General features: G+C 60.1%; 17 protein-coding genes. 4 read left to right on the top strand and 13 right to left on the bottom strand.

Annotation, left to right across the window (positions count from 1 at the left end):
* Window positions 1-42: 42 nt before the first annotated feature.
* The 13 genes from ACTQXI_RS08210 to aspS form a co-directional block, all read right to left on the bottom strand.
* On the bottom strand, window positions 43-1,503 hold the full coding sequence (locus ACTQXI_RS08210) for a S1C family serine protease (RefSeq protein WP_441049148.1): 1,461 nt from the start codon (window positions 1,501-1,503) through the stop codon (window positions 43-45).
* 208 nt (window positions 1,504-1,711) lie between these two features.
* On the bottom strand, window positions 1,712-2,374 hold the full coding sequence (locus ACTQXI_RS08205) for a response regulator transcription factor (protein ID WP_427728642.1): 663 nt from the start codon (window positions 2,372-2,374) through the stop codon (window positions 1,712-1,714).
* Between the two features lie 50 nt (window positions 2,375-2,424).
* On the bottom strand, window positions 2,425-3,762 hold the full coding sequence (locus tag ACTQXI_RS08200) for a glutamine synthetase family protein (protein WP_441049146.1): 1,338 nt from the start codon (window positions 3,760-3,762) through the stop codon (window positions 2,425-2,427).
* 134 nt (window positions 3,763-3,896) lie between these two features.
* Entirely contained in the window at window positions 3,897-4,919 is a 1,023-nt protein-coding gene (locus ACTQXI_RS08195; RefSeq protein ID WP_441548500.1) for a LacI family DNA-binding transcriptional regulator, read from the bottom strand.
* A 124-nt stretch (window positions 4,920-5,043) separates the two neighbouring features.
* Window positions 5,044-5,709, bottom strand: a complete 666-nt coding sequence (locus ACTQXI_RS08190; RefSeq protein ID WP_441548499.1) for a GntR family transcriptional regulator — start codon at window positions 5,707-5,709, stop codon at window positions 5,044-5,046.
* Between the two features lie 357 nt (window positions 5,710-6,066).
* On the bottom strand, window positions 6,067-6,627 hold the full coding sequence (locus tag ACTQXI_RS08185; protein WP_441548498.1) for a hypothetical protein: 561 nt from the start codon (window positions 6,625-6,627) through the stop codon (window positions 6,067-6,069).
* A 647-nt stretch (window positions 6,628-7,274) separates the two neighbouring features.
* The gene (locus ACTQXI_RS08180) at window positions 7,275-9,224 is read right to left on the bottom strand and encodes an FAD-dependent oxidoreductase (protein WP_441049140.1); all 1,950 of its coding nucleotides are present in this window, start codon (window positions 9,222-9,224) and stop codon (window positions 7,275-7,277) included.
* A gap of 102 nt (window positions 9,225-9,326) precedes the next feature.
* Complete coding sequence (locus tag ACTQXI_RS08175; protein ID WP_117634210.1) at window positions 9,327-9,527, bottom strand: hypothetical protein; 201 nt, start codon at window positions 9,525-9,527, stop codon at window positions 9,327-9,329.
* Window positions 9,528-9,705: 178 nt separating this feature from the next.
* Window positions 9,706-12,033, bottom strand: a complete 2,328-nt coding sequence (feoB, locus tag ACTQXI_RS08170; protein ID WP_441548497.1) for a ferrous iron transporter B — start codon at window positions 12,031-12,033, stop codon at window positions 9,706-9,708.
* Between the two features lie 123 nt (window positions 12,034-12,156).
* A complete protein-coding gene (locus ACTQXI_RS08165; RefSeq protein WP_006234774.1) occupies window positions 12,157-12,378 on the bottom strand; it encodes a FeoA family protein in 222 nt (73 codons plus the stop codon).
* Window positions 12,379-12,417: 39 nt separating this feature from the next.
* Window positions 12,418-12,660 (bottom strand): FeoA family protein, encoded by a 243-nt coding sequence (locus tag ACTQXI_RS08160; RefSeq protein WP_229770688.1) that lies wholly within the window; start codon window positions 12,658-12,660, stop codon window positions 12,418-12,420.
* Between the two features lie 233 nt (window positions 12,661-12,893).
* Window positions 12,894-13,142, bottom strand: a complete 249-nt coding sequence (locus ACTQXI_RS08155; RefSeq protein WP_441032208.1) for an HPr family phosphocarrier protein — start codon at window positions 13,140-13,142, stop codon at window positions 12,894-12,896.
* 357 nt (window positions 13,143-13,499) lie between these two features.
* Window positions 13,500-15,287, bottom strand: a complete 1,788-nt coding sequence (gene aspS / locus ACTQXI_RS08150; RefSeq protein ID WP_427719815.1) for an aspartate--tRNA ligase — start codon at window positions 15,285-15,287, stop codon at window positions 13,500-13,502.
* A gap of 257 nt (window positions 15,288-15,544) precedes the next feature.
* Here aspS and serB point away from each other — a divergent pair, with 257 nt between their 5' ends.
* The 4 genes from serB to ACTQXI_RS08130 all read left to right on the top strand — a co-directional run bounded on the left by serB (window position 15,545) and on the right by ACTQXI_RS08130 (window position 18,562).
* Complete coding sequence (gene serB / locus ACTQXI_RS08145; RefSeq protein WP_441548496.1) at window positions 15,545-16,180, top strand: phosphoserine phosphatase SerB; 636 nt, start codon at window positions 15,545-15,547, stop codon at window positions 16,178-16,180.
* Between the two features lie 117 nt (window positions 16,181-16,297).
* Window positions 16,298-17,080 (top strand): nickel pincer cofactor biosynthesis protein LarB, encoded by a 783-nt coding sequence (gene larB / locus ACTQXI_RS08140; protein WP_441548495.1) that lies wholly within the window; start codon window positions 16,298-16,300, stop codon window positions 17,078-17,080.
* A 10-nt stretch (window positions 17,081-17,090) separates the two neighbouring features.
* Window positions 17,091-18,020 carry a LarC family nickel insertion protein gene (locus ACTQXI_RS08135; protein WP_441548494.1) on the top strand — a complete coding sequence of 310 codons (930 nt, stop codon included), beginning with the start codon at window positions 17,091-17,093 and terminating at the stop codon, window positions 18,018-18,020.
* A gap of 2 nt (window positions 18,021-18,022) precedes the next feature.
* The gene (locus ACTQXI_RS08130) at window positions 18,023-18,562 is read left to right on the top strand and encodes a TetR/AcrR family transcriptional regulator (protein WP_441049131.1); all 540 of its coding nucleotides are present in this window, start codon (window positions 18,023-18,025) and stop codon (window positions 18,560-18,562) included.
* The last annotated feature ends 222 nt before the right edge of the window (window positions 18,563-18,784 follow it).

Genomic DNA, 18,784 nt, shown 5'->3' with positions numbered 1-18,784 from the left:
GCGGAACAGCCCCTCTGGCTTCGATATGTGCGATACAGCTCGTTAGAAACCCTGACCGTAGCCTTGCCCCTGACCCTGTTGGCCCAGCAGTTCTTCCAGGTACTGGCGCAGTTGCTCGTCGGTAATGCCGCCGTTGCCGGTGTCGGTCGCGCTGTCGTCCTGCTGCTGGTTCTGCAGCTCCTCATCAGAACCCAGCTCGACCGTGACCTTTTTCTCTTCCTTGCCGCGCACGAGCGTGATCTCGACCTTCTCGCCCACCTCGTGGCTGCGCAGCGCGATAATCAGGCCATCGGCGCTCGTAATCTCATCGTCACCCAGCTTGGTGATGACATCGCCCTCTTGGATGCCAGCCTTGGCGGCAGGACCGTCCTCGACGACACTTGCCACATACGCGCCGCTATCGGTGCCGAGATTGTTAGTGCGGGCGTTGAGCGCGTTGACGCTCGAAAGCGTGGCGCCCAGGTACGGATGAACCGGCGTCTTGCCGTCGATGATCTGGTCGGCGATGTTCTTGGCATAGTTGACCGGAATGGCAAAGCCCACGCCCGAGCTGGAGCCCGAGTAGCTCTCGATAAGAGAGTTAATACCCACGAGTTCGCCATTGTCGTTAACGAGCGCGCCGCCGGAGTTGCCCGGGTTGATGGCGGCATCGGTCTGGATCATGTTGGCGTAGATGGTGTTGCCGCTGGTAGAACTCATGGCCGTGGAGCGATACAGCGCCGACACAATGCCCGTGGAGACAGACTGCTCGTTGCCGAACGGCGAGCCGATCGCCATGACCCACTCGCCCACGTTAAGCTTGGAGGAATCACCAATCTCGATCGGCGTGAGCTTGGAGGCGTCAGCATCCTTGAGCTTGATGACGGCCAGGTCGCTCGAGGCGTCGTTGCCCACGAACTCGGCCTCGTAGGTGGTACCGTCGTCCATGGTAACCACGTACTGATCGTAACCATCGACCACATGGTTGTTGGTGAGGATGTGGCCCTCGGTATCGAGCACCACGCCCGAACCGACGCTGCCCGAACCATCCGACTCGTCGGCAGACTGCGAAAGCGAGCCATTCTGGCTACCGCTCGAAGTGGCGGTGATGGAAACGACGGAGGGCAGGGCCTTGGCAGAAACGGCCTCGGCAAGCGTGGTGTCCTCGGAGTCAATCGTAATCTTTTGCGTCGATGAACCCGAAGCACCCGCCGTCACGACATTCTTTCCGCCGCCAATGTTGAGCGTGCCACTCATAATGAGCGCGATGACCAGCAGGGCGCCGCAGGCGCAGCCGGCGAGCGCCGTAATAAAGATCGGCAGCTTTTTGGTCTTGGTCTTGACCACCGTGTGCTTGTTTACAACCTGCTGACCGCCCAGCGGCTGGCCGGTCCGTGTGTCGTAGGCCTGCACGTAGGGAATGTTGCCGTCGGCAGGCGTCGACTCCACCTGCACGCGCGGCTGCTGCTGGGTCTCGCCGGCGTTGCCCGCATCCTGGGGACGCTGGGAATCGTTCTCGCTCATAGCTGCGATCCTTTCGTCTAATAACCAAAGGCCCGCCAAACATGTGGCGGGCCATCATTGTTCACGTTGAGTTGTACCCCAATATGCGGGCGAACGTGTATGAGAACGCAATCTTTAAGGAATGCTTAAGTTCTGCTGCAAACTCGAAAGGGATCCACGCATGCGGCAAAACCACCACGAAGGCGCCTGCCCCCTTTGCGGTGAAAAGCTAGTCCTTAAACAGATAGCCCACGCCGCGGACGGTGGTAATGTGCGCCGCGATCTGCGGGCCCACCTTAGAGCGGATGCGTCGAATGTGCACGTCGACGGTGCGCGTGCCGCCGCAGTACTCAAAGCCCCACACGCGGTGCAGCAGCACCTCGCGGCTGTAGGCGCGGTTGGGGTGCGTCGCCAAAAAGCTCAGCAGCGAGTACTCCATCAGCGTCAGGTCGATGGGCTCGTCGTCGAGTGTCACCTGGTAGGTAGCCAGGTTAATCTCGAGGTTATCGATGTTGAGCACATCGTCGGCGGTGATGGTCTCCTCCTCGCCCATCAGGCGCTGCGCACGAGCCTTAAGCTCGTTGGGTGTCGCCGTGGGGCATACAAAGTCGGCATGCGCGTGATTGGGCAGGCGCAGGGTGCCGAGCGCCTCGTCGTCGACGATTACCAACATGGGAACGCCGCCGCGGTCGTCGAGCCATTTGGCAATCTGATCGATGCGGTCGCTGCGGATGCCATCGGAATCGAGGATCAGCAGGTCAAAGTCATGCGCCGCAGTCGGCGAATCGGGGGTTGCCAGGCTCACCTCGACACCCAGGGTGGTCGTCAAGCTGCGGGCAAACTCGTGGAAGCGCGTCGTGCGCGCCATGAACAGGGCACTCTTTTCGGACATATCGACCTCCAAGGAAATGAGCTCAATCGTACTGGAACGAACCAGCGCGATTAGGAGTTCGCCAGATAATGCTTGATCTCCCACTCGGTAATCGTGGACTCAAACTTATGCCACTCGTCGCGCTTCTTTTTGAGGAAGAAGCTGTGGATGTGCTCGCCGAGGGCATCCTTCATAAACTGCGAGTCCTCAAACACGTCGAGCGCCTCTTTGAGCGAGCGCGGCAGCGGCGTATAGCCGGCCTCGACCATCTGACGGTCGGTAAGCTTGAGCGTCTCGGCCGTTGCCTCGGGCGGGAGTTCCAGCTTGCGCTCGATGCCGTCCAGACCAGCCGCCAGCGTGACGACGTTGACCAAGTACGGATTGGCCATGGGATCGGGACTGCGCAGCTCGATGCGTGTGGACAGCTGCTTGCCGGGCTTGTAGACCGGGATGCGGACCATGCTCGCGCGGTTGCGCAGGCCCCACGTAGCGTACTGTGGCACGGAGTCGCCGCCCGTGGTGATGCGCTTGTACGAGTTGACCGTGGGGTTGGTGATGGCGCTGATCTCGCGCGCGTGTGCCAGAATGCCGGCCATATAGTGCTTGGCGATATCGGAGAGGTGGTACTTCTCGTCGTCCTCGCCCCAAAAGACGTTGTTGCCGTCGTGGTCGAACAGCGACTGATGCAAAAACATGGCGCTGCCGTCCTCGCCCGCCAGCGGCTTGGGCATAAAGGAGGCGTGGCAACCGCTCTCGTAGGCCTGCTGCTTAATGATGAGTTTGGCCGTGGTGATGGCGTCGGACATGCTCAGGGCCTCGGCGTGACGCAAGCTAATGCCGTGCTGCGAGCGGCCGGCGGCGTGGAAGGTGTACTCCACGGGCACGGACATCTTCTCGAGCGTGAGCACCGTATTGCGGCGCAGGTCGCGAGCGGCATCGCTCACCGAAAGGTCGAAGTAGCCCACGTTGTCGAGCGGCTCGGGGGTGTGCTCGTCGGGGAAGTAGTAATACTCCAGCGCGGCACCCACGTTGAGCAGGTAGCCGGCCTTCTCGGCCTTATAGAACATGCGGCGCAGGGCGTCGCGCGGGTCGCCGGCAAACGGCTTGCGATCGGGAGTACACACATCGCAGAACACGCGGGCGACGCCGTTATGGCTCGGGCGCCACGGCAGGATCTGGAAGGTCGAGGCGTCAGGGAACGCGAGCATGTCGGCTTCCTCGGGCGTGGCAAAGCCCTCGATGGCGGAGCCGTCAAAGCCAATACCCTCCTCAAAAGCGACCTCGAGGTCTTCGGGGCTAATGGCAAAGTTCTTGAGGCGGCCGAGAATGTCGACAAACCACAGACGCACAAAGCGGATGTCACGCTGCTCTACGGAACGGAGTACGTAATCGATGTTCTGCTGGTTCATGTCGCTCCCCTTTCTTTCGGGCGGGTTTCGACTGGTCTATATCGCAGATACTATCGCAGAAAAATGTTTCCGCAGGGTTAAAGCGTATCAAGCGCCCAAAAAACGTGCTCGAACAGGCAGTTACGAACGAGCGGCTAGCGCGAGGTCGAAGCGCGGTGTTCGATGTGGCCGGGAACCTCGATGCGTTCGGGCGCCAGCTTTGCGGCATCGCCCACGGTGGTGGTAACAACGTCGATACGCTCGGAGAGGCGATCGACCACGCGCTCGGCGATGGTGAGGGTGTCCTGCGCGGCCGTGGTGACTCCGCCAAAGAGCACATGGTTCCAGGGACAGTCGTCAAACGTCGCGATCTTGAGCCCCGCCGGCAGCGAGGGACCAAGCTGCGCCAGCGCCTCGGTAAGGCGCAGGAAAACCAGGCCGTTGACGGTAATGAGGCCGAGCTCTTTTCCTGCATAGCCGCGGATGGTCTCGTCTAGGCGGCCGACGCCCGTGGCGCCCCCGTCGGCCAGGGTGACGACCTCGCCGGAAAGGCCGCGGCGCGAAAGCTCGTCGGTAAAGGCCTCGGCGCGCTCGCGACGGACGGGGCTGTCGTCGCTTGCCTCGGTGAGCAGGCACAGGTGCTCGCTGCCAGCGGCGGTCAAGGCGTCTACCAGGCCGGCGACCAGCTCACGGTTGTTAGATGTCACCAGATCGACACCGCCGTCGGCAACGTCGCGGTCGAGCAGCACAACGGGCAGGCGTCCCGCTGCTGCGACGATCGCCTCGTCGTTACCACCGCAGGTATTGACGACCAGGCCGTCCACGCCAGCGTCGATAAGCCTGGTGAGCGACTCGGCCTCCTTGGCGGGATCGTTGCCGCTAATGGCTGTCATGAGCGAGCAGCCGCGCGCGGCGGCGCTGGCGGAAAGGCCCTCGAGCATGGCGCTAGAGAACGGGTTGGCGATGTCGGCCAAGATCACGCCGATGAGGTTGGTACGCGAGCTGCGCAGATTGCGCGCGGCGGCACGTGGGCGATAGCCGGTACGCTCGATAACCTCCGCAATGCGAGCACGGGTTTCCTCAGTCATTTGCCCGGGGCGGTTATTGAGATAGCGCGAGACCGTGGCCGGGCTCACACCCGCCTCGACGGCAATGTCCTTGATTCTCATCTGCGCCATAGCGCACCCCGTTTCCCCATTGTCGGCAGTCTGAGCCATTTTAGGCATTTTTTAAAATTCTCGGTTGCAAAACGCTGTAGGTGAGCAGCATCGTTTTTGCGTCTCGAGCAGATGCGATAATGGGCTAGATAGCCGAGTCTTTGGACAGCTCAAAATAATCGGGATGTAAGGCGATAACCGGACCTTGCTCTTCGGGCATCAGGTGCAGGTGTGTCTCGGCCAGATAGCTCGCCGCGTCGGTATCGCCCCTCTTAATGGCCTCGAGAATCCGGCGATGCTGCCGACGAATCGGCTCCCAATCTAGATCCTGCGACACCATACGCAACCAGTTGTATCGCTCAAAATGCGTATTGACGCTCTTCATCCAATCCCACAACATATGACGGCCGGCAATCTTAAAACACGTCTCATGGAACAGGTTGTCCAGGTCAAAGAAACGACGCGTTTCGCCATGGTCGAGCGACTCGGACTCGGCAAGAATCTGATCGAGCCGATGCTTTTGCTCGGGCGTGGCGACCGAGCAGCATTTAATGAGTACGCTTCGCTCGAGTTTCTCGCGCAAGAAACAGGCGTTCTCGGCGCGCTCCATGCTGATCTTAGAGACGTAGGTGCCGCTTTTGGGACGCGTTTCCACCAGCTCCTGCTCACGCAGGCGCACAAAGGACTCGCGAATGGGCGTACGCCCGATTCCCGTCTCCTTTTCCAGACCAATCGCCGAAAGGCGCGTGCCGGGCTTGAGCTCGGCATAGATGATCTTGGAGCGCAGTGCATTGTATGCCTGATCTTGCAAGCTTTGATTATGCTGGTGCTGTTCCATAAAGCCCTCGGATAAACCCTCGGTTAGTCAAATACCACCATGCAATACTATCGCATCGACACGCCCCAGCTCCCAATCAGTCTTTTTGGGACGGGGCTCTTTTAGCTACCCTAGCCCGCAGATCGGCCCCTTGCCACAAAAGTGGCCCATCTACTACGTTAACACGGATAGCCTCGGCCATACCAAAAACCGTGAAAACAAAACCGCAGGTAGGCAGCTTGTCGATTTTCGAAAAAGCCGACTATGGTTGACCCCTGCGGCTTAAACGTAGTAGATAGGCCCTTTTCGTGGCGCAGCACTACTGCACCCCAAATTGGCACCCCGAGCCTGTTATAAGTTGCTGCGAAATACGGACGGTTGATGATCAAGGCGCGCTATGCGGGTTGCTATAGCTCGAACGTCCCACGTCCGATGCACCAAAGCGTTTGCGACAGCTTCGCGAAACGCCTCGAGAGGAATTCGATCGGTTTGGACGCGCTCCATCCCTTCGATACGTTCATAACGGTAGTAGCGTGCAAACATAGCCACCGCCCTGTCCACCTGATCAATTGCGGATATATTTGTCGCCGCCTCGCGATCCAAGATCACATCCTCGGTATCACCAAAACGGACGCAGTCGATGCCCGGAAAATCATTCTTATCCGCCAAAATCGCCGCAGCGTTGGTATAGCCGTCCTTGCCGAGCAAGCGAAGCGTGCGCATAATATCCGGCGTTAGCTCAGAAATGCCGAGATGTTCAACACACTTATGCTCGAGCGTGTGAAAACTCAAGTCCTGGCGAGCCGACGTGAGCGCGTCGAACGTTACGTTGCTGCCTTCGAGCGTCAGCCTGCCATACTCAAACCGGTCGACCTCCACCGGTGCCGAATCGTTTCGCCTGTAGGCCTTCAAGATATAAGACGAAAACCGTTTGCGTACTGATTTATCCGAGACGCAAACGGTTTTCGTCTTGATTTGCGTACGGAATTAAGACGCATAATTTCGCTTTCGTATGGCTCAATACCGGACGCAGACTGTTTTCGTCTGTCAATACGTCTGCAATCCAAACGAAAAGAGCCCTGAGCTCGTATGAACTCGGGGCTCTTGATGCCGCACATGTATGAGAGGATAAATTCGATGCGTACGGGCGCTACTCCATGAAGCCGCCCTGGGATGGCGGCAACCTCGTCGTTACCCGTCTGATGGGTGTGTTCAAGGCGTCCGTTCCCCTTTTTATCGACGTAACGGGCAAAAAAGCTCGTCGAGGAGACCATCCACACGCACCACGTTGCGGCCGACGCCATCGAGGCGCACAACCCCACCGCCGCTCACGATACGATGTATCTGCACCTGGCCTACAACCGCAACATGATTGTGGAAGGCACACAGACAAAAGGCATTTAAGGCTCGGCAATGATCTTTCTTTGATAAAACGCAAGCGGCGGCCGCCCAAACACGGGACGGCCGCCGCTTGCGTTTTATCAAATGGTGCAATGGGGTCAGGTTCACATGCACCAAGTTGGTGCAAAGCAACCTGTCCCCATGCAACAAGGGGTTGACTAGAGCTCGCAGGCGACCTTGTAGCCATCGCCGATGGCGTCGCGAATGTTGCCGCACTTGTTGGCATCGCCCAGCACGTGAGTGGTAACGCCGGCTGCCGCCAGGTCGTCGGCCAGCTTGGTATTGGGACGATAGCCCATAGCAAGCACCAGCGTATCGGCACCGGCGATGGTGTGGATCTCGCCATCCTTCTCGTAGCTGATAGTGTCCTCGGTAATCTCGGTCACCTTGGCCTCGGTCAGCACGTGAACGCCCTTTGAGAGCATGCGCGTGATGAGCACCGCGCGACCAGCACCACCCTCGTTGGCGGCGAGCGTCTTGGTCATCTCGATGACGGTGACGTCGCGGTTGGCCGGCGACAGGTCGTTGACCAATGGGGCCAGGTAATCGGCCGTCTCGCAGCCAACGGTGCCGCCACCCACGATGACGATCTTCTTGCCCGGGAAAGCCTTGCCGCCCAGCAGGTCGTCAGCCGTCATAACCTGCTTAAAGCCCTGCATGAAGGCCGGAGCGATAGGCTCGGCGCCATAGGCCAGGACAACCTCGTAGCCGGCGTAGTCACGCTGAATGTCCTCGGCAGTAAGCTCGGTGCCAAAGACGCACTTTACGCCGGCCTCGGCCAGGCGACGGTACTGATACTTGATCACGCGGGTGAGTTCCTGCTTTGCCGGCGGAACGGCTGCGATGCGCATCTCGCCGCCCGGCTCGTCCTGCTTATCCACGAGCACCACGTTATGACCGCGTTTGGCGGCAATGTAGGCTGCCTCCATGCCCGCGGGACCGGCGCCCACAACCAGTACGTTCTTGGCCTCGGCGGCGGGTTCGTAGCCAGCCTCGTCGCGCTCCACGTCCGGGTTGACGGTGCAGGAGATGCGCTTGCCAAACATAATGCCGTTCAGGCAACGCAGGCAACCGATGCAGGGACGGATCTCGTCGGCGTTGCCAGCGGCTGCCTTGTTGCAGAACTCGGCATCGCACAGATTGGCGCGGCCCATCATACAGATGTCGGCCGCGCCGTCCTCGATCAGCTCCTCGGCGATCCAGGCCTCGTTAATGCGTCCGACGGTGGCGACGGGAATGTTGACGTGCTTTTTAATCTCGCGCGAGCAGGCGGCGTGCGAGGCCTGCTGCGTGCCGGCGGCGGGAATCGCGGAGCCACGCTTGATGGTGGTGCCGCCCGACACGTGAATCATGTCGACGCCGGCCTTTTCCAGGCGACGCGAGACGTAGATCATGTCGTTGAGGGTCAGGCCGCCATCGGTGTACTCATCGCCCGAGATGCGGACGTCGATGATAAAGTCCTTGCCGCAGCGCTCGCGAATCTCGGCGATGACCTCGAGCAAGAAGCGCATACGGGCGTCGAGCGAGCCGCCGTACTCGTCGGTACGCTTGTTGTAGAGCGGAGTCAAAAAGCCGCCGAGCATGCCGTGGGCGTGTGCCGCATGGACCTCGACGCCATCGACACCGGCCCTCTGCATACGTACGGCAGCGTCGCCAAACTGATGCGTGAGCTCGTGAATCTCATCGACCGTGATAGGGCGCGGTGCCTCGCGGGCATAGGACGGGCCCACAAAGGACGGAGCGATCAGGCGCGGCGTACCCGGAATGTTAAAGGCCATGTAGGCGGGGTGGAAGAGCTGCGGCATGATCTTGCAGCCATACTCGTGGACGGCCGCGGCGAGCTTTTCCCAGCCGGGGATAAACGTGTCGTCGTAGCAGCACATGTCACCCGGCAGATAGGTATAGGTGGGCTCAACCGTCACGACCTCGGTAATGATGAGGCCCACGCCGCCCTTGGCACGGGCACGATAATGATCGACCAAGTCGTCGGTCACATAGCCGTGATCGGCTAGGTTGGTAGATACCGGCGGCATAAAGACGCGGTTCTTGACCTCGGTCGTACCGACCTTGATCGGGCTAAAGAGCATCGGGTAGGCACAGGACTCCATACAGGCTTCCTTTCGTTTAAGCCGCTCGGCGGCAGTTGCTAACACACCTATCGTATCAGCAACTGCCGTATCTGCAGTCATACATGCCCAAGCGCTGTTCGGCTAATGAATACCGCGGCCCAGGTCTTCGGCGATTTTGTCCACGCCCTTAAGTGCGGCGCACGTCTTTTTGTTGGAGCAATGTCCTGTGCAAACGCCACCCTGAGCACAGTCGGCGCAGGTGCCCTTGCGGTAGATGCGCACGCATACCGCGACAAACGCAATACCGATAACAGCCAGTACAACAATATCGATTGGTGCCATAGCAAGCCTCCTCTAGTTAACCACCACTTACTTTATCCTATTTTCCACCTACCAAAAAGGGACAGGTTTATTTTGGTCGGTTTTATCTGCGGAAACGCCACATCTCCCCCACCGCCAAAAAGCCCGAGTGTCGCTGGGACACCCGGGCTCGTGGAAAGGGGCTAATCCTTATTCGGGCTTAAGCGGAAAATGCGGCGGAAGCAGTGCTGGTCTCGTCCTCGTCGGTCCATGCATGCGCAGGGATAGGGCGAAAGATCTGGAAGAGCATCGCAACCAGCAGCACGATGGCCACAATCGTCCAGATACCAAACTGCCCCAGAACAAGCAGGTTGTAGAACTGGTTGATGAACAGGCCGATCACCCAAGCGAAGGCGCACTCGTAACCGATGGCAATCGCGGTCCACTTGCCGGAGTCCATCTGGTTACGGATAGTACCCATGGCGGCAAAACACGGAGCGCACAGCAGGTTGAACGCGCCAAAGGCAACGCAAGCGCCCATGGTGGGGAACATACCGGCAAACGCAGTCCACAGGCTCGGGTCGGTCTCGGCGGCATCAGCCACGGACAGCAGCGAGCCGGCGGTGGCGACGACGTTCTCCTTAGCCACAAGGCCCGAGACGGTCAGCGCAGTTGCCTGCCAGGTGCTAAAGCCGAGCGGAGCGAAGATCCAAGCGACCAGGTTACCGAGCATGGCAAGCACGGAGTAGTCCATGAACTCCTCGGGGATGCCGTCCATTGCAGGCAGGAAGCCAAAGGAACCGTTGTAGCTTCCAAAGTTGGAGAGGAACCAAACCACGACGGTGGATGCGAAGATGACCGTGCCGGCCTTCTTGATAAAGGCCCAGCAGCGCTCCCACACGTGCAGTGCCCAAGAGCGGATCGCCGGGAAGTGGTAGGCAGGAAGCTCCATAACGAACGGCGTCGGGCGACCGGCGAAGAGCTTGGTCTTCTTGAGCATAAGGCCCGAGGCGATGACGGCGAAGACGCCCAGGAAGTAGAAGAGCGGGCTGATCCACGCGGCGGTGGTGGAAGAATCGCCGATGATGGAACCCATGAGCAGGGCGATGATCGGCAGCTTGGCGCCACAGGGAATAAACGTGGTGGTCATGACCGTCATGCGGCGGTCCTTCTCGTTCTCGATGGTCTTGGTGGCCATGACGCCGGGGACGCCACAGCCCGAGGACACGAGCATGGGGATAAAGGACTTACCGGACAGGCCAAAGCGGCGGAACACGCGGTCCATGATAAAGGCAACGCGGGCCATATAGCCGCAATCCTCCAGGAAGGACAGCATGACGAACAGCAGGAACATCTGCGGCACAAAGCCAAAGATGGCGCCCAAACCGCCGACGATGCCGTCGCAGACCAGCGAATCGACCAGGCCGCCGTCCTCGGTGCCACCCGCCACAAGGGCATCGTGCACCACGGTGGTGATACCCGGGACATAGGGGCCGTACTGCGCCGGGTCAACCGAGTCGGCATCGTCGCCCGCAGCCTCGACGGCTGCATCGTAGGCGTCGCGGCCCTGACCGAGCACATACCAACCGTCGGTGCCAAAGAGCTGGTCGTTGGTGAAGTCGGTCACCGTGCCACCTAAGGTGGAAACGGCGATGTAGTACACGCAGAACATGATGACCACAAAGATCGGCAGGCCCAGGATACGGTTGGTAACCACACGGTCGATCTTCTCGGAGGTGCTCATCTTGGCCGGAGCCTTGGTGAGACACTCGTCGATGATGTGCGCGATGACGCCATAGCGCTCACCGGTGATGATGGACTCGGCGTCGTCATCACAGTCCTGCTCGCACTGGGCGACCAGCTCTTCCACGCGAGCGGCCTTCTCCTTGGTGAGGTTGATGAGCTTGCAGGCGTCCGCATCACGCTCGAACAGCTTAACCGCGTAGTAGCGACGCTTGTTGGCGGGAACGCTCGCCGGCAGGTTGTTTTCGATGTGGTCCAGAACGTCCTCGATGGAGGAATCGAACTTGTGCTCCGGCACCTGGCCCTTGGAAGCAGCGGACTTCTTAACCTGCTCGAACAGTTCCTTAATACCCTTGTTCTTAAGGGCCGAAATCATCATGACCGGGCAGCCGAGCTTCTTGGAGAGCTTGTCCGTGTCGATCTTGTCGCCGTTCTTCTCGACCAAGTCGGCCATGTTAAGGGCAACGACCACGGGTAGGCCGGTCTCGATAACCTGAAGCGCCAGGTACAGGTTGCGCTCGAGGTTGGTGGCGTCGACCACCTGGACGACCACATCGGGCTCGCCGCTCATGAGGTAATCGCGCGAGCATTGCTCCTCGGGGCTGTAGGGGGAAAGCGAGTAGATGCCGGGGAGGTCCGTGATGGTAACGTTCTTGTCGCTCAGGAGCTTGGCCTCCTTTTTCTCAACCGTGACGCCGGGCCAGTTGCCAACGTAGCCGTTGGCGCCGGTGATCAGGTTGAAAAGCGTGGTCTTGCCGCAGTTGGGGTTACCCGCCAGCGCGACATGGATCTGAGAATCCGCCATTCAATCCTTCTTCCTTGTTTGCCCGCGCTGCTTTCTCCGCGCAGGATGGATAATGTGCTTCAAAGTTACTGCATTAAGTTAGAAATATCTAACTTAATCTGCAGAAATATACGTCGTGGGCCCTTACTGGACCTCGACGACGGCCGCCTCCTCCTTGCGGATGGAAAGCTCGTAGCCGCGCACGTTGATCTCGACCGGATCACCGAGCGGTGCAACCTTCACGACCTTAAACGAAGTGCCCTTGATGAGCCCCAGGTCCATAAGGTGGCGGCGAAGCGCGCCCTCACCGTGAAGCTTGACGATGGTAGAGCTCTCGCCCACCTTAACGTCACCCAACGTCTTCATCCTCTTGTCCCCCTTTCGGTTTTTATGAAATGCTGCGGATTAACCGACGGTCATGATGTGCATGGCAACCTTGGAATCGATGCCAAAGCGTGCGCCCAGCACCGTGACGATGATATTGGCGCCACTCGAGCTCACCACGTGGATCTCGCTGCCCTCGATAAAGCCGAGGTCCTTGAGACGGTGCTTTATGTCCTCATCGCCCTTTACACGAGAAACGTGCACGGTTTCGCCCGCTTTTACCATCGAAAGCGGCATGGCCGGCATCTGCGGTCCGCAAGACATGAGTGAGCTCCTAACATCGGTTCGTCCTCAACATCGACGCGATAAAAGTTAACCGCGTCTATGTTTGCTATAGTAAACTAACACGTGGTTAACTTTTTGGAAAGGGTCTCTATTCAGTTTTCGAAAAAGTTTCCCATATTAAACAAAGGCATCGCAAAGACGGTCTCTTTGCGGTGCCTTGTCATACCAATGTATGAAACAGAGGGAACTCTCCCTTTTTCACATTGTTACGCTTAGAGCGAGAGGTTTCTGATCGACGTGACGCACGAGGCCTCATCCGCGCCCGAAACATGAAAGACGACGCTCTCGCCACACTCACCATAGAGGGCCATGAGTCCCATGATATCGCGGCCATCCGTGTGGCGATCGCCGATGCTGACCGACACGTCACTACGATGTTTGGCGATAATGTCATAGAGAAGCGCAACCGGGCGGGCATGTAGTCCCAACGGATCTTTAATCGTCTTTGTAAACTCGACCATGTCCCCTCCCGCAGCATCGCACATTTGGCCGGCCAAACCCAGCCACGTGGTAGTTATTGTAGCGTTAGATGCTTGTCGAGAGCGGGACGGAAACCACATCCCACTTCGAGTGTCAACGATGGGGCACAGTTTCCGCCAGAAGGCTCAACCGGAAACTGTGCCCCATTATTTTGTCGAATTCTGGGCCGCGCTTTCCCAGAGGACCCCCTTTGGGAAAGCGCGGCCCATTCTGGACGCAGATTCCGGGACGCACTTTCCGCGACGTCCGGTCACCCTATGCCCTCGCAACGCCCGCGCATAAAAAACGAGGGAAGGCACGCGTCCTTCCCTCGTTAGAGACAATATGTAGCCGCTCGCCTACATCAAGCGCAGGCTGACGTCCTTGAGCTGGGCGCCGGAAACGGCACTCGGGGCGCCCGACATAAGGTCGGAGCCGCTGGCCGTCTTGGGGAACGCCATGACGTCGCGGATAGAATCGGAGCCGGTAAGCAGCATGCACACGCGGTCCAGACCCAGGGCAAAACCGCCCATCGGGGGCGCACCAAACTTGAGCGCCTCCATGAGGAAGCCAAACTGCGACTCGGCGCGCTCCTCAGTAAAGCCCAGGAGCTTGAGCATGGACATCTGCATCTCGGCGTTATGGATGCGCATGCCACCGCCGCCGGCCTCAAAACCGTCCATGACAAAGTCGTAGGTGCAGGAACCGGCAGCCAACGGGTCGGCCTCGATCTTGGCGATGTCGGTCTCAGTCGGCAGAGTGAACGGCTGGTGCTCGGCTGCATAGGCCTTGCGGTCCTCATCCCAGTGGAACAGCGGGAAGTTGACGACCCACAGGAAGTCGTGCCCCTCGCGTTTGATCTCGAGTGCGTTGGCCATGTGAGAGCGCATGCCGCCCAGGATCTCGTCAGAGAGCAGGCGCGGGCCGGCGGCGAACATCACGAGGTCGCCAGGCTCGACGTTCATGCGCTCGCGCAGAGCCGCCATCTCCTCGTCCGAGAAGAACTTGACGATGGGGCTGTTGATGGAGCCGTCCTCGCGGAAAGCGATCCAGGCCAGACCCTTGGCGCCAAACGTGGAGGCCACGCCGGCGAGCTTATCGATCTTGGCACGTGCCCAGGCACCGGCGCCCTTGGCGTTGATGGCCTTGACGACAGAGCCCTCCTCGTTTGCGGCAGTCGCAAAGACCTTGAACTTGGAGTTGGCAAAGATGTCGGTCAGATCGACCAGATGCATGCCATAGCGGGTATCGGGCTTGTCGGAGCCATAGGTGTCCATGGCCTCCCAGTAGTCCATGCGACGCAGCGGCGTGGGCATCTCGACACCCATGCGACCGAAGGCGTCGGCCAAGACCTCTTCGAGTGCGCTCATGACGTCGTTCTGGTCCACGAAGGACATCTCGATATCGACCTGGGTGAACTCGGGCTGACGGTCGGCACGCAAGTCCTCGTCGCGGAAGCACTTGGCAACCTGGTAGTAGCGCTCGACGCCACCGACCATGAGCAGCTGCTTTAGGAGCTGCGGGGACTGCGGCAGGGCGTAGAAGTTACCCGGCTGAATACGGCTGGGAACGATGAAGTCGCGGGCGCCCTCGGGCGTAGACTTGAACAGGGAGGGCGTCTCGACCTCCATGAACTCACGGTTGTGAAGCGCCTCGCGAATGGCAAAGGTGAAGTCGGAGCGCAGCTTGAGGTTGGCCATCATCTCGGGACGACGGAGGTCCAGATAGCGATAGCGCAGACGGGTGTCCTCGCTGGTCTCGATGCCGTCCTCGATCTGGAACGGCGGGGTGACGGAGGTGTTGAGCACCTCGGCGTGGTCGGTCAGGACCTCGATCTCGCCGGTCGCGAGCTTGGCGTTGGTGGTCTCCTCGCCACGGGCGCGCACGACGCCGTGAATCTTGATGGGCCACTCGGGACGCATGGTCTCGGCGATCTTAAAGGCATCGCCATCGGAGTGCTCGGGGTCGAAGGTGAGCTGCGTGATGCCCTCGCGGTCGCGAAGGTCGCAGAAGATAAGGCCGCCGTGGTCGCGGCGACGGCTCACCCAACCGGTGAGGGTGACCTCTTCGCCCACGTTCTCGCGGCGAAGCTCGCCGCAGGTATGGGTGTGCATGGAATGCTCGTCGATGGGACGGGTCTGGCTCATACCAGTGATCCTCCTTTATGGATCTGTGCCGCCCCGTGTCGTTCCGGGCGGCGTCGTACAGATTTGCCCAGCCTGCGTAAACCGCGCAGCCGGACATGGCGTTCTATCTTATCGCACCCGCGCCGATGTACCGCGAAAAAGTGGCTCCCGCTCAAAGACTTGACGGAGACGAAACAATTGGCGCACCGAACTGCCCGCCCGCGCTTGTCACGTGCGACAATGTGCCTACAATACAACCGCACTCGGAAAGGCCCGCCATGACTGCACGCCTCATCGTTATGGATATCGATTCCACGCTCATCAACCAGGAGGTCATCGACCTGTTGGGCGAGGAAGCAGGCGTGGGCGGGCAAGTTGCGCGGATCACCGAACGCGCCATGCGCGGCGAGCTCGACTTTAAGCAGGCGCTCGAGGAGCGCGTGGGGCTGCTTGCCGGCCTGGACGAGAGCGTTTTCGAGCGCACTTTTGAGCGCGTGACGTTTACCCCCGGCGCACTGGAGCTTGTGCGCTCGGCGCACAGCAAAGGCTGGAAGGTCGGCGTGGTAAGCGGCGGCTTCCACGAGGTCGCCGACAAGATCGTGGCCGCCGCGGGCATCGATTTTTGCCTGGCCAACCGGCTGGAGGTCGTAGACGGCAAGCTCACGGGCAAGCTGGCGGCAGACATTGTGACCAAGGAATCCAAGCTCATCCAGCTGCTGGATTGGGCGGGTGAGTGCGGTGTCGATATGGCCCATACCGTGGCGATCGGCGACGGCGCCAACGACATCCCCATGATTCAGGCCGCGGGCACGGGCATCGCATTTTGCGCCAAGCCCAAGACGCGCGAGGCCGCTCCGTTTGCCATCGACGAGCGCAACCTGATGCTCGCCATGGACATCATCCTGCGTGACTAGCCGATCCATCTAACAACAGAATCAAATCCCCTATATCTAGTTTCCGAACAATTTTGTCTTAGTGTTCGGAAACATACCCTTTGAGTGCTAGAATTTGCGCCGTCGAAGGGAAGATATATGGATAAGCGAGATCTTGAGCAGTTACTGAGCGATGTTGCCGACGGAGCAGTCACCCCGGCAGTCGCCCTTACGCGCATCCAAACGGCGCCAACCGCCGATCTGGGTTTTGCGCAGCTCGATCTTTCGCGCGGGGTGCGCCAGGGGGCCGGTGAGGTTGTCTACGGCGCCGGTAAAACCGCCGAGCAGATTGCAGCCATTATCAAAGCGCTGCGCGATGCCGGCCAGGAGCGCACCCTGGTTACGCGCCTGGATGCCGAAAAAGCAGCCCGCACCTCGGAGCTTCTCGACAACGGTATCGACCTGGGATATGTCCCGAACGCCCAGCTCGCCCTCGTGGGCGGCAAGCCCTCCCCTACCGGTAACGGACGCATCGTTGTCGCCTGCGCCGGCACGAGCGACTTGCCCGTCGCCGAAGAAGCCGCGTTGACGGCCGAGTTCTACGGCAACGAGGTCGACCGCCTCTACGACGTAGGTGTCGCCGGCCTGCACCGTCTGCTCGCGCATACCGAGGAACTTGCCCAGGCACAGGTGGTCATCGCCATCGCCGGCATGGAGGGCGCGCTGGCGAGCGTTATCGGCGGTCTGGTAAGCTGTCCGGTCATTGCCGTTCCCACCAGCGTGGGCTACGGCGCGAGCTTTGGTGGCGTAGCCGCGCTGCTCGCCATGCTCAACTCCTGCGCCAGCGGCGTTTCGGTCGTCAATATCGACAATGGCTTTGGTGCCGCCTACCAGGCAAGTCTTATCAATCATCTGAGCGCCGGAACACCCTGCGCCCGTTAAGGAGCATTCCATGTCCAACCATCAGCATACGCTTATCATCGACGGCACCTCGGGCATCAGCGGCGATATGACCGTCGCGGCCCTGCTCGACCTGGGTGCCAGCGAGGAGCACCTGCGCGAACAGCTCGCCACGCTGCCGGTCGACGGCTTTACGATCGCCGTCACGCGTGCAAACAAGCATGGCATCGACGCCTGCGACTTTGACGTTCAGCTGGCAGAGGAGCTCGAGAACCATGATCACGATATGGCCTGGCTCTTTGGCAACGAAGCAGCTGCCGAGCACACGCACGAGCATGAGCACCACCATCATGACCATGGCGGACATGAACACGAACACTGCCACGAGCATACGCACGAGCATGACCATGAGGCTCACGGCCATGGCCACGAGGACCATCACCACGCCCACCACCATCACCACCGTTCTTTGGCGGACGTCACCGCCATCATCGACGGCTCACAGCTAAGCGATGGCGCCAAGCGTCGTGCCCTCGCCATCTTTACCGCGCTCGCCGCCGCCGAGGCCAAAGCTCACGGCAAAACGCCCGACACCGTCCTGTTTCACGAGGTGGGCGCTGTCGACTCCATCGTCGACGTCTGCTCTGTCGCCATCTGCCTCGACGACCTGGGCATTGAGGATGTTGTGGTCGAGTCGCTCTCCGAGGGCCACGGAACCATCCGCTGCGCCCACGGCCTCATGCCCATTCCCGTCCCCGCTGTCGTCAACCTGTGCCAGGCAGGCAATATCGCCCTCACGCCTGCACCGGTCGCCGGCGAGCTCGTGACGCCAACGGGCGCCGCCATCGTCACCGCGCTGCGCACGTCCGACCAACTGCCCTCACGCTACCACATCGAAGCCGTCGGCTACGGCGCCGGCAAACGCCCCTACGAGGGTTGCTCCGGCACGCTCCGCTGTCTGCTCGTTCACGCGGACGCATAGCCATGGATGCCCGCAAGGCAAAAAGCCGCGCTGCCATCGTTGCGGCGTTCTCCGAGCTCCTGCGCGAAGAGGACTACGGCAAGATTACCGTCGGCGACATCATCGCTCGCGCCCATGTAGGTCGGGCAACGTTCTACGGCCTCTTTAAGAGCAAAGATGACCTGCTCGCTGAGTTCGTGTGCGATATCTGCACCCATGCCCTCGACGATGACGGTACACCCCTCAATGACCCGCTCGTACAGGTCGAGCATATCCTCAACAACCTCTGGGATCGTCGTCAGGGCGTACGCGCCCTCGTAGCCGGCGCCGGCTCGCGCGTCTTCGCCGACTGTCTCCGCAAGACCATCATGTCGCGCGCAGCCGAAACCGTCCCTGTCGACCCCACAGGCCCCGCCAGCACCATGAATCGCAACTTCCTCCTCCACCACATAGCCTCAAGCTTCGTAGCCACCGTCCAATGGTGGGCCTGGCACAACTTCCAAGCCGACAAGGCCGACGTAGCCAAAGACTACCTATCAGCCATAAAACCCCTCTTCACCTAAGTAAGAGGCTCATCCCAGAGCATTGCCCCAACCCAAGGCGCCCGCGCATCCCAACGTGTCACTCGCACTTCAACGCCCCCCAACAGCGACAAGCCCCTCCCATCCAAATTCAGAACTCTCCGTTAGACCAGCGTTGACGTAATAATGTCCCGTCCCCGCCCTAAGATGAATGTCGCCAAACATCAACATCGAAGAGACGGGGACGGGATGCTGGACATCATA

It is taken from the genome of Collinsella sp. LCP19S3_C9, from assembly GCF_052121575.1.
GTDB lineage: Bacteria > Actinomycetota > Coriobacteriia > Coriobacteriales > Coriobacteriaceae > Collinsella.
This window is presented reverse-complemented; position numbering and strand designations above follow the sequence as displayed.

Coding starts and splice junctions, on each gene's coding strand:
- ACTQXI_RS08210 (WP_441049148.1), bottom strand. CDS start 1,503: ATGAGCGAGAACGATTCCCAGCGTCCCCAGGATGCGGGCAACGCCGGC.
- ACTQXI_RS08205 (WP_427728642.1), bottom strand. CDS start 2,374: ATGTCCGAAAAGAGTGCCCTGTTCATGGCGCGCACGACGCGCTTCCAC.
- ACTQXI_RS08200 (WP_441049146.1), bottom strand. CDS start 3,762: ATGAACCAGCAGAACATCGATTACGTACTCCGTTCCGTAGAGCAGCGT.
- ACTQXI_RS08195 (WP_441548500.1), bottom strand. CDS start 4,919: ATGGCGCAGATGAGAATCAAGGACATTGCCGTCGAGGCGGGTGTGAGC.
- ACTQXI_RS08180 (WP_441049140.1), bottom strand. CDS start 9,224: ATGGAGTCCTGTGCCTACCCGATGCTCTTTAGCCCGATCAAGGTCGGT.
- ACTQXI_RS08175 (WP_117634210.1), bottom strand. CDS start 9,527: ATGGCACCAATCGATATTGTTGTACTGGCTGTTATCGGTATTGCGTTT.
- feoB (WP_441548497.1), bottom strand. CDS start 12,033: ATGGCGGATTCTCAGATCCATGTCGCGCTGGCGGGTAACCCCAACTGC.
- ACTQXI_RS08165 (WP_006234774.1), bottom strand. CDS start 12,378: ATGAAGACGTTGGGTGACGTTAAGGTGGGCGAGAGCTCTACCATCGTC.
- ACTQXI_RS08160 (WP_229770688.1), bottom strand. CDS start 12,660: ATGTCTTGCGGACCGCAGATGCCGGCCATGCCGCTTTCGATGGTAAAA.
- ACTQXI_RS08155 (WP_441032208.1), bottom strand. CDS start 13,142: ATGGTCGAGTTTACAAAGACGATTAAAGATCCGTTGGGACTACATGCC.
- aspS (WP_427719815.1), bottom strand. CDS start 15,287: ATGAGCCAGACCCGTCCCATCGACGAGCATTCCATGCACACCCATACC.
- serB (WP_441548496.1), top strand. CDS start 15,545: ATGACTGCACGCCTCATCGTTATGGATATCGATTCCACGCTCATCAAC.
- larB (WP_441548495.1), top strand. CDS start 16,298: ATGGATAAGCGAGATCTTGAGCAGTTACTGAGCGATGTTGCCGACGGA.
- ACTQXI_RS08135 (WP_441548494.1), top strand. CDS start 17,091: ATGTCCAACCATCAGCATACGCTTATCATCGACGGCACCTCGGGCATC.
- ACTQXI_RS08130 (WP_441049131.1), top strand. CDS start 18,023: ATGGATGCCCGCAAGGCAAAAAGCCGCGCTGCCATCGTTGCGGCGTTC.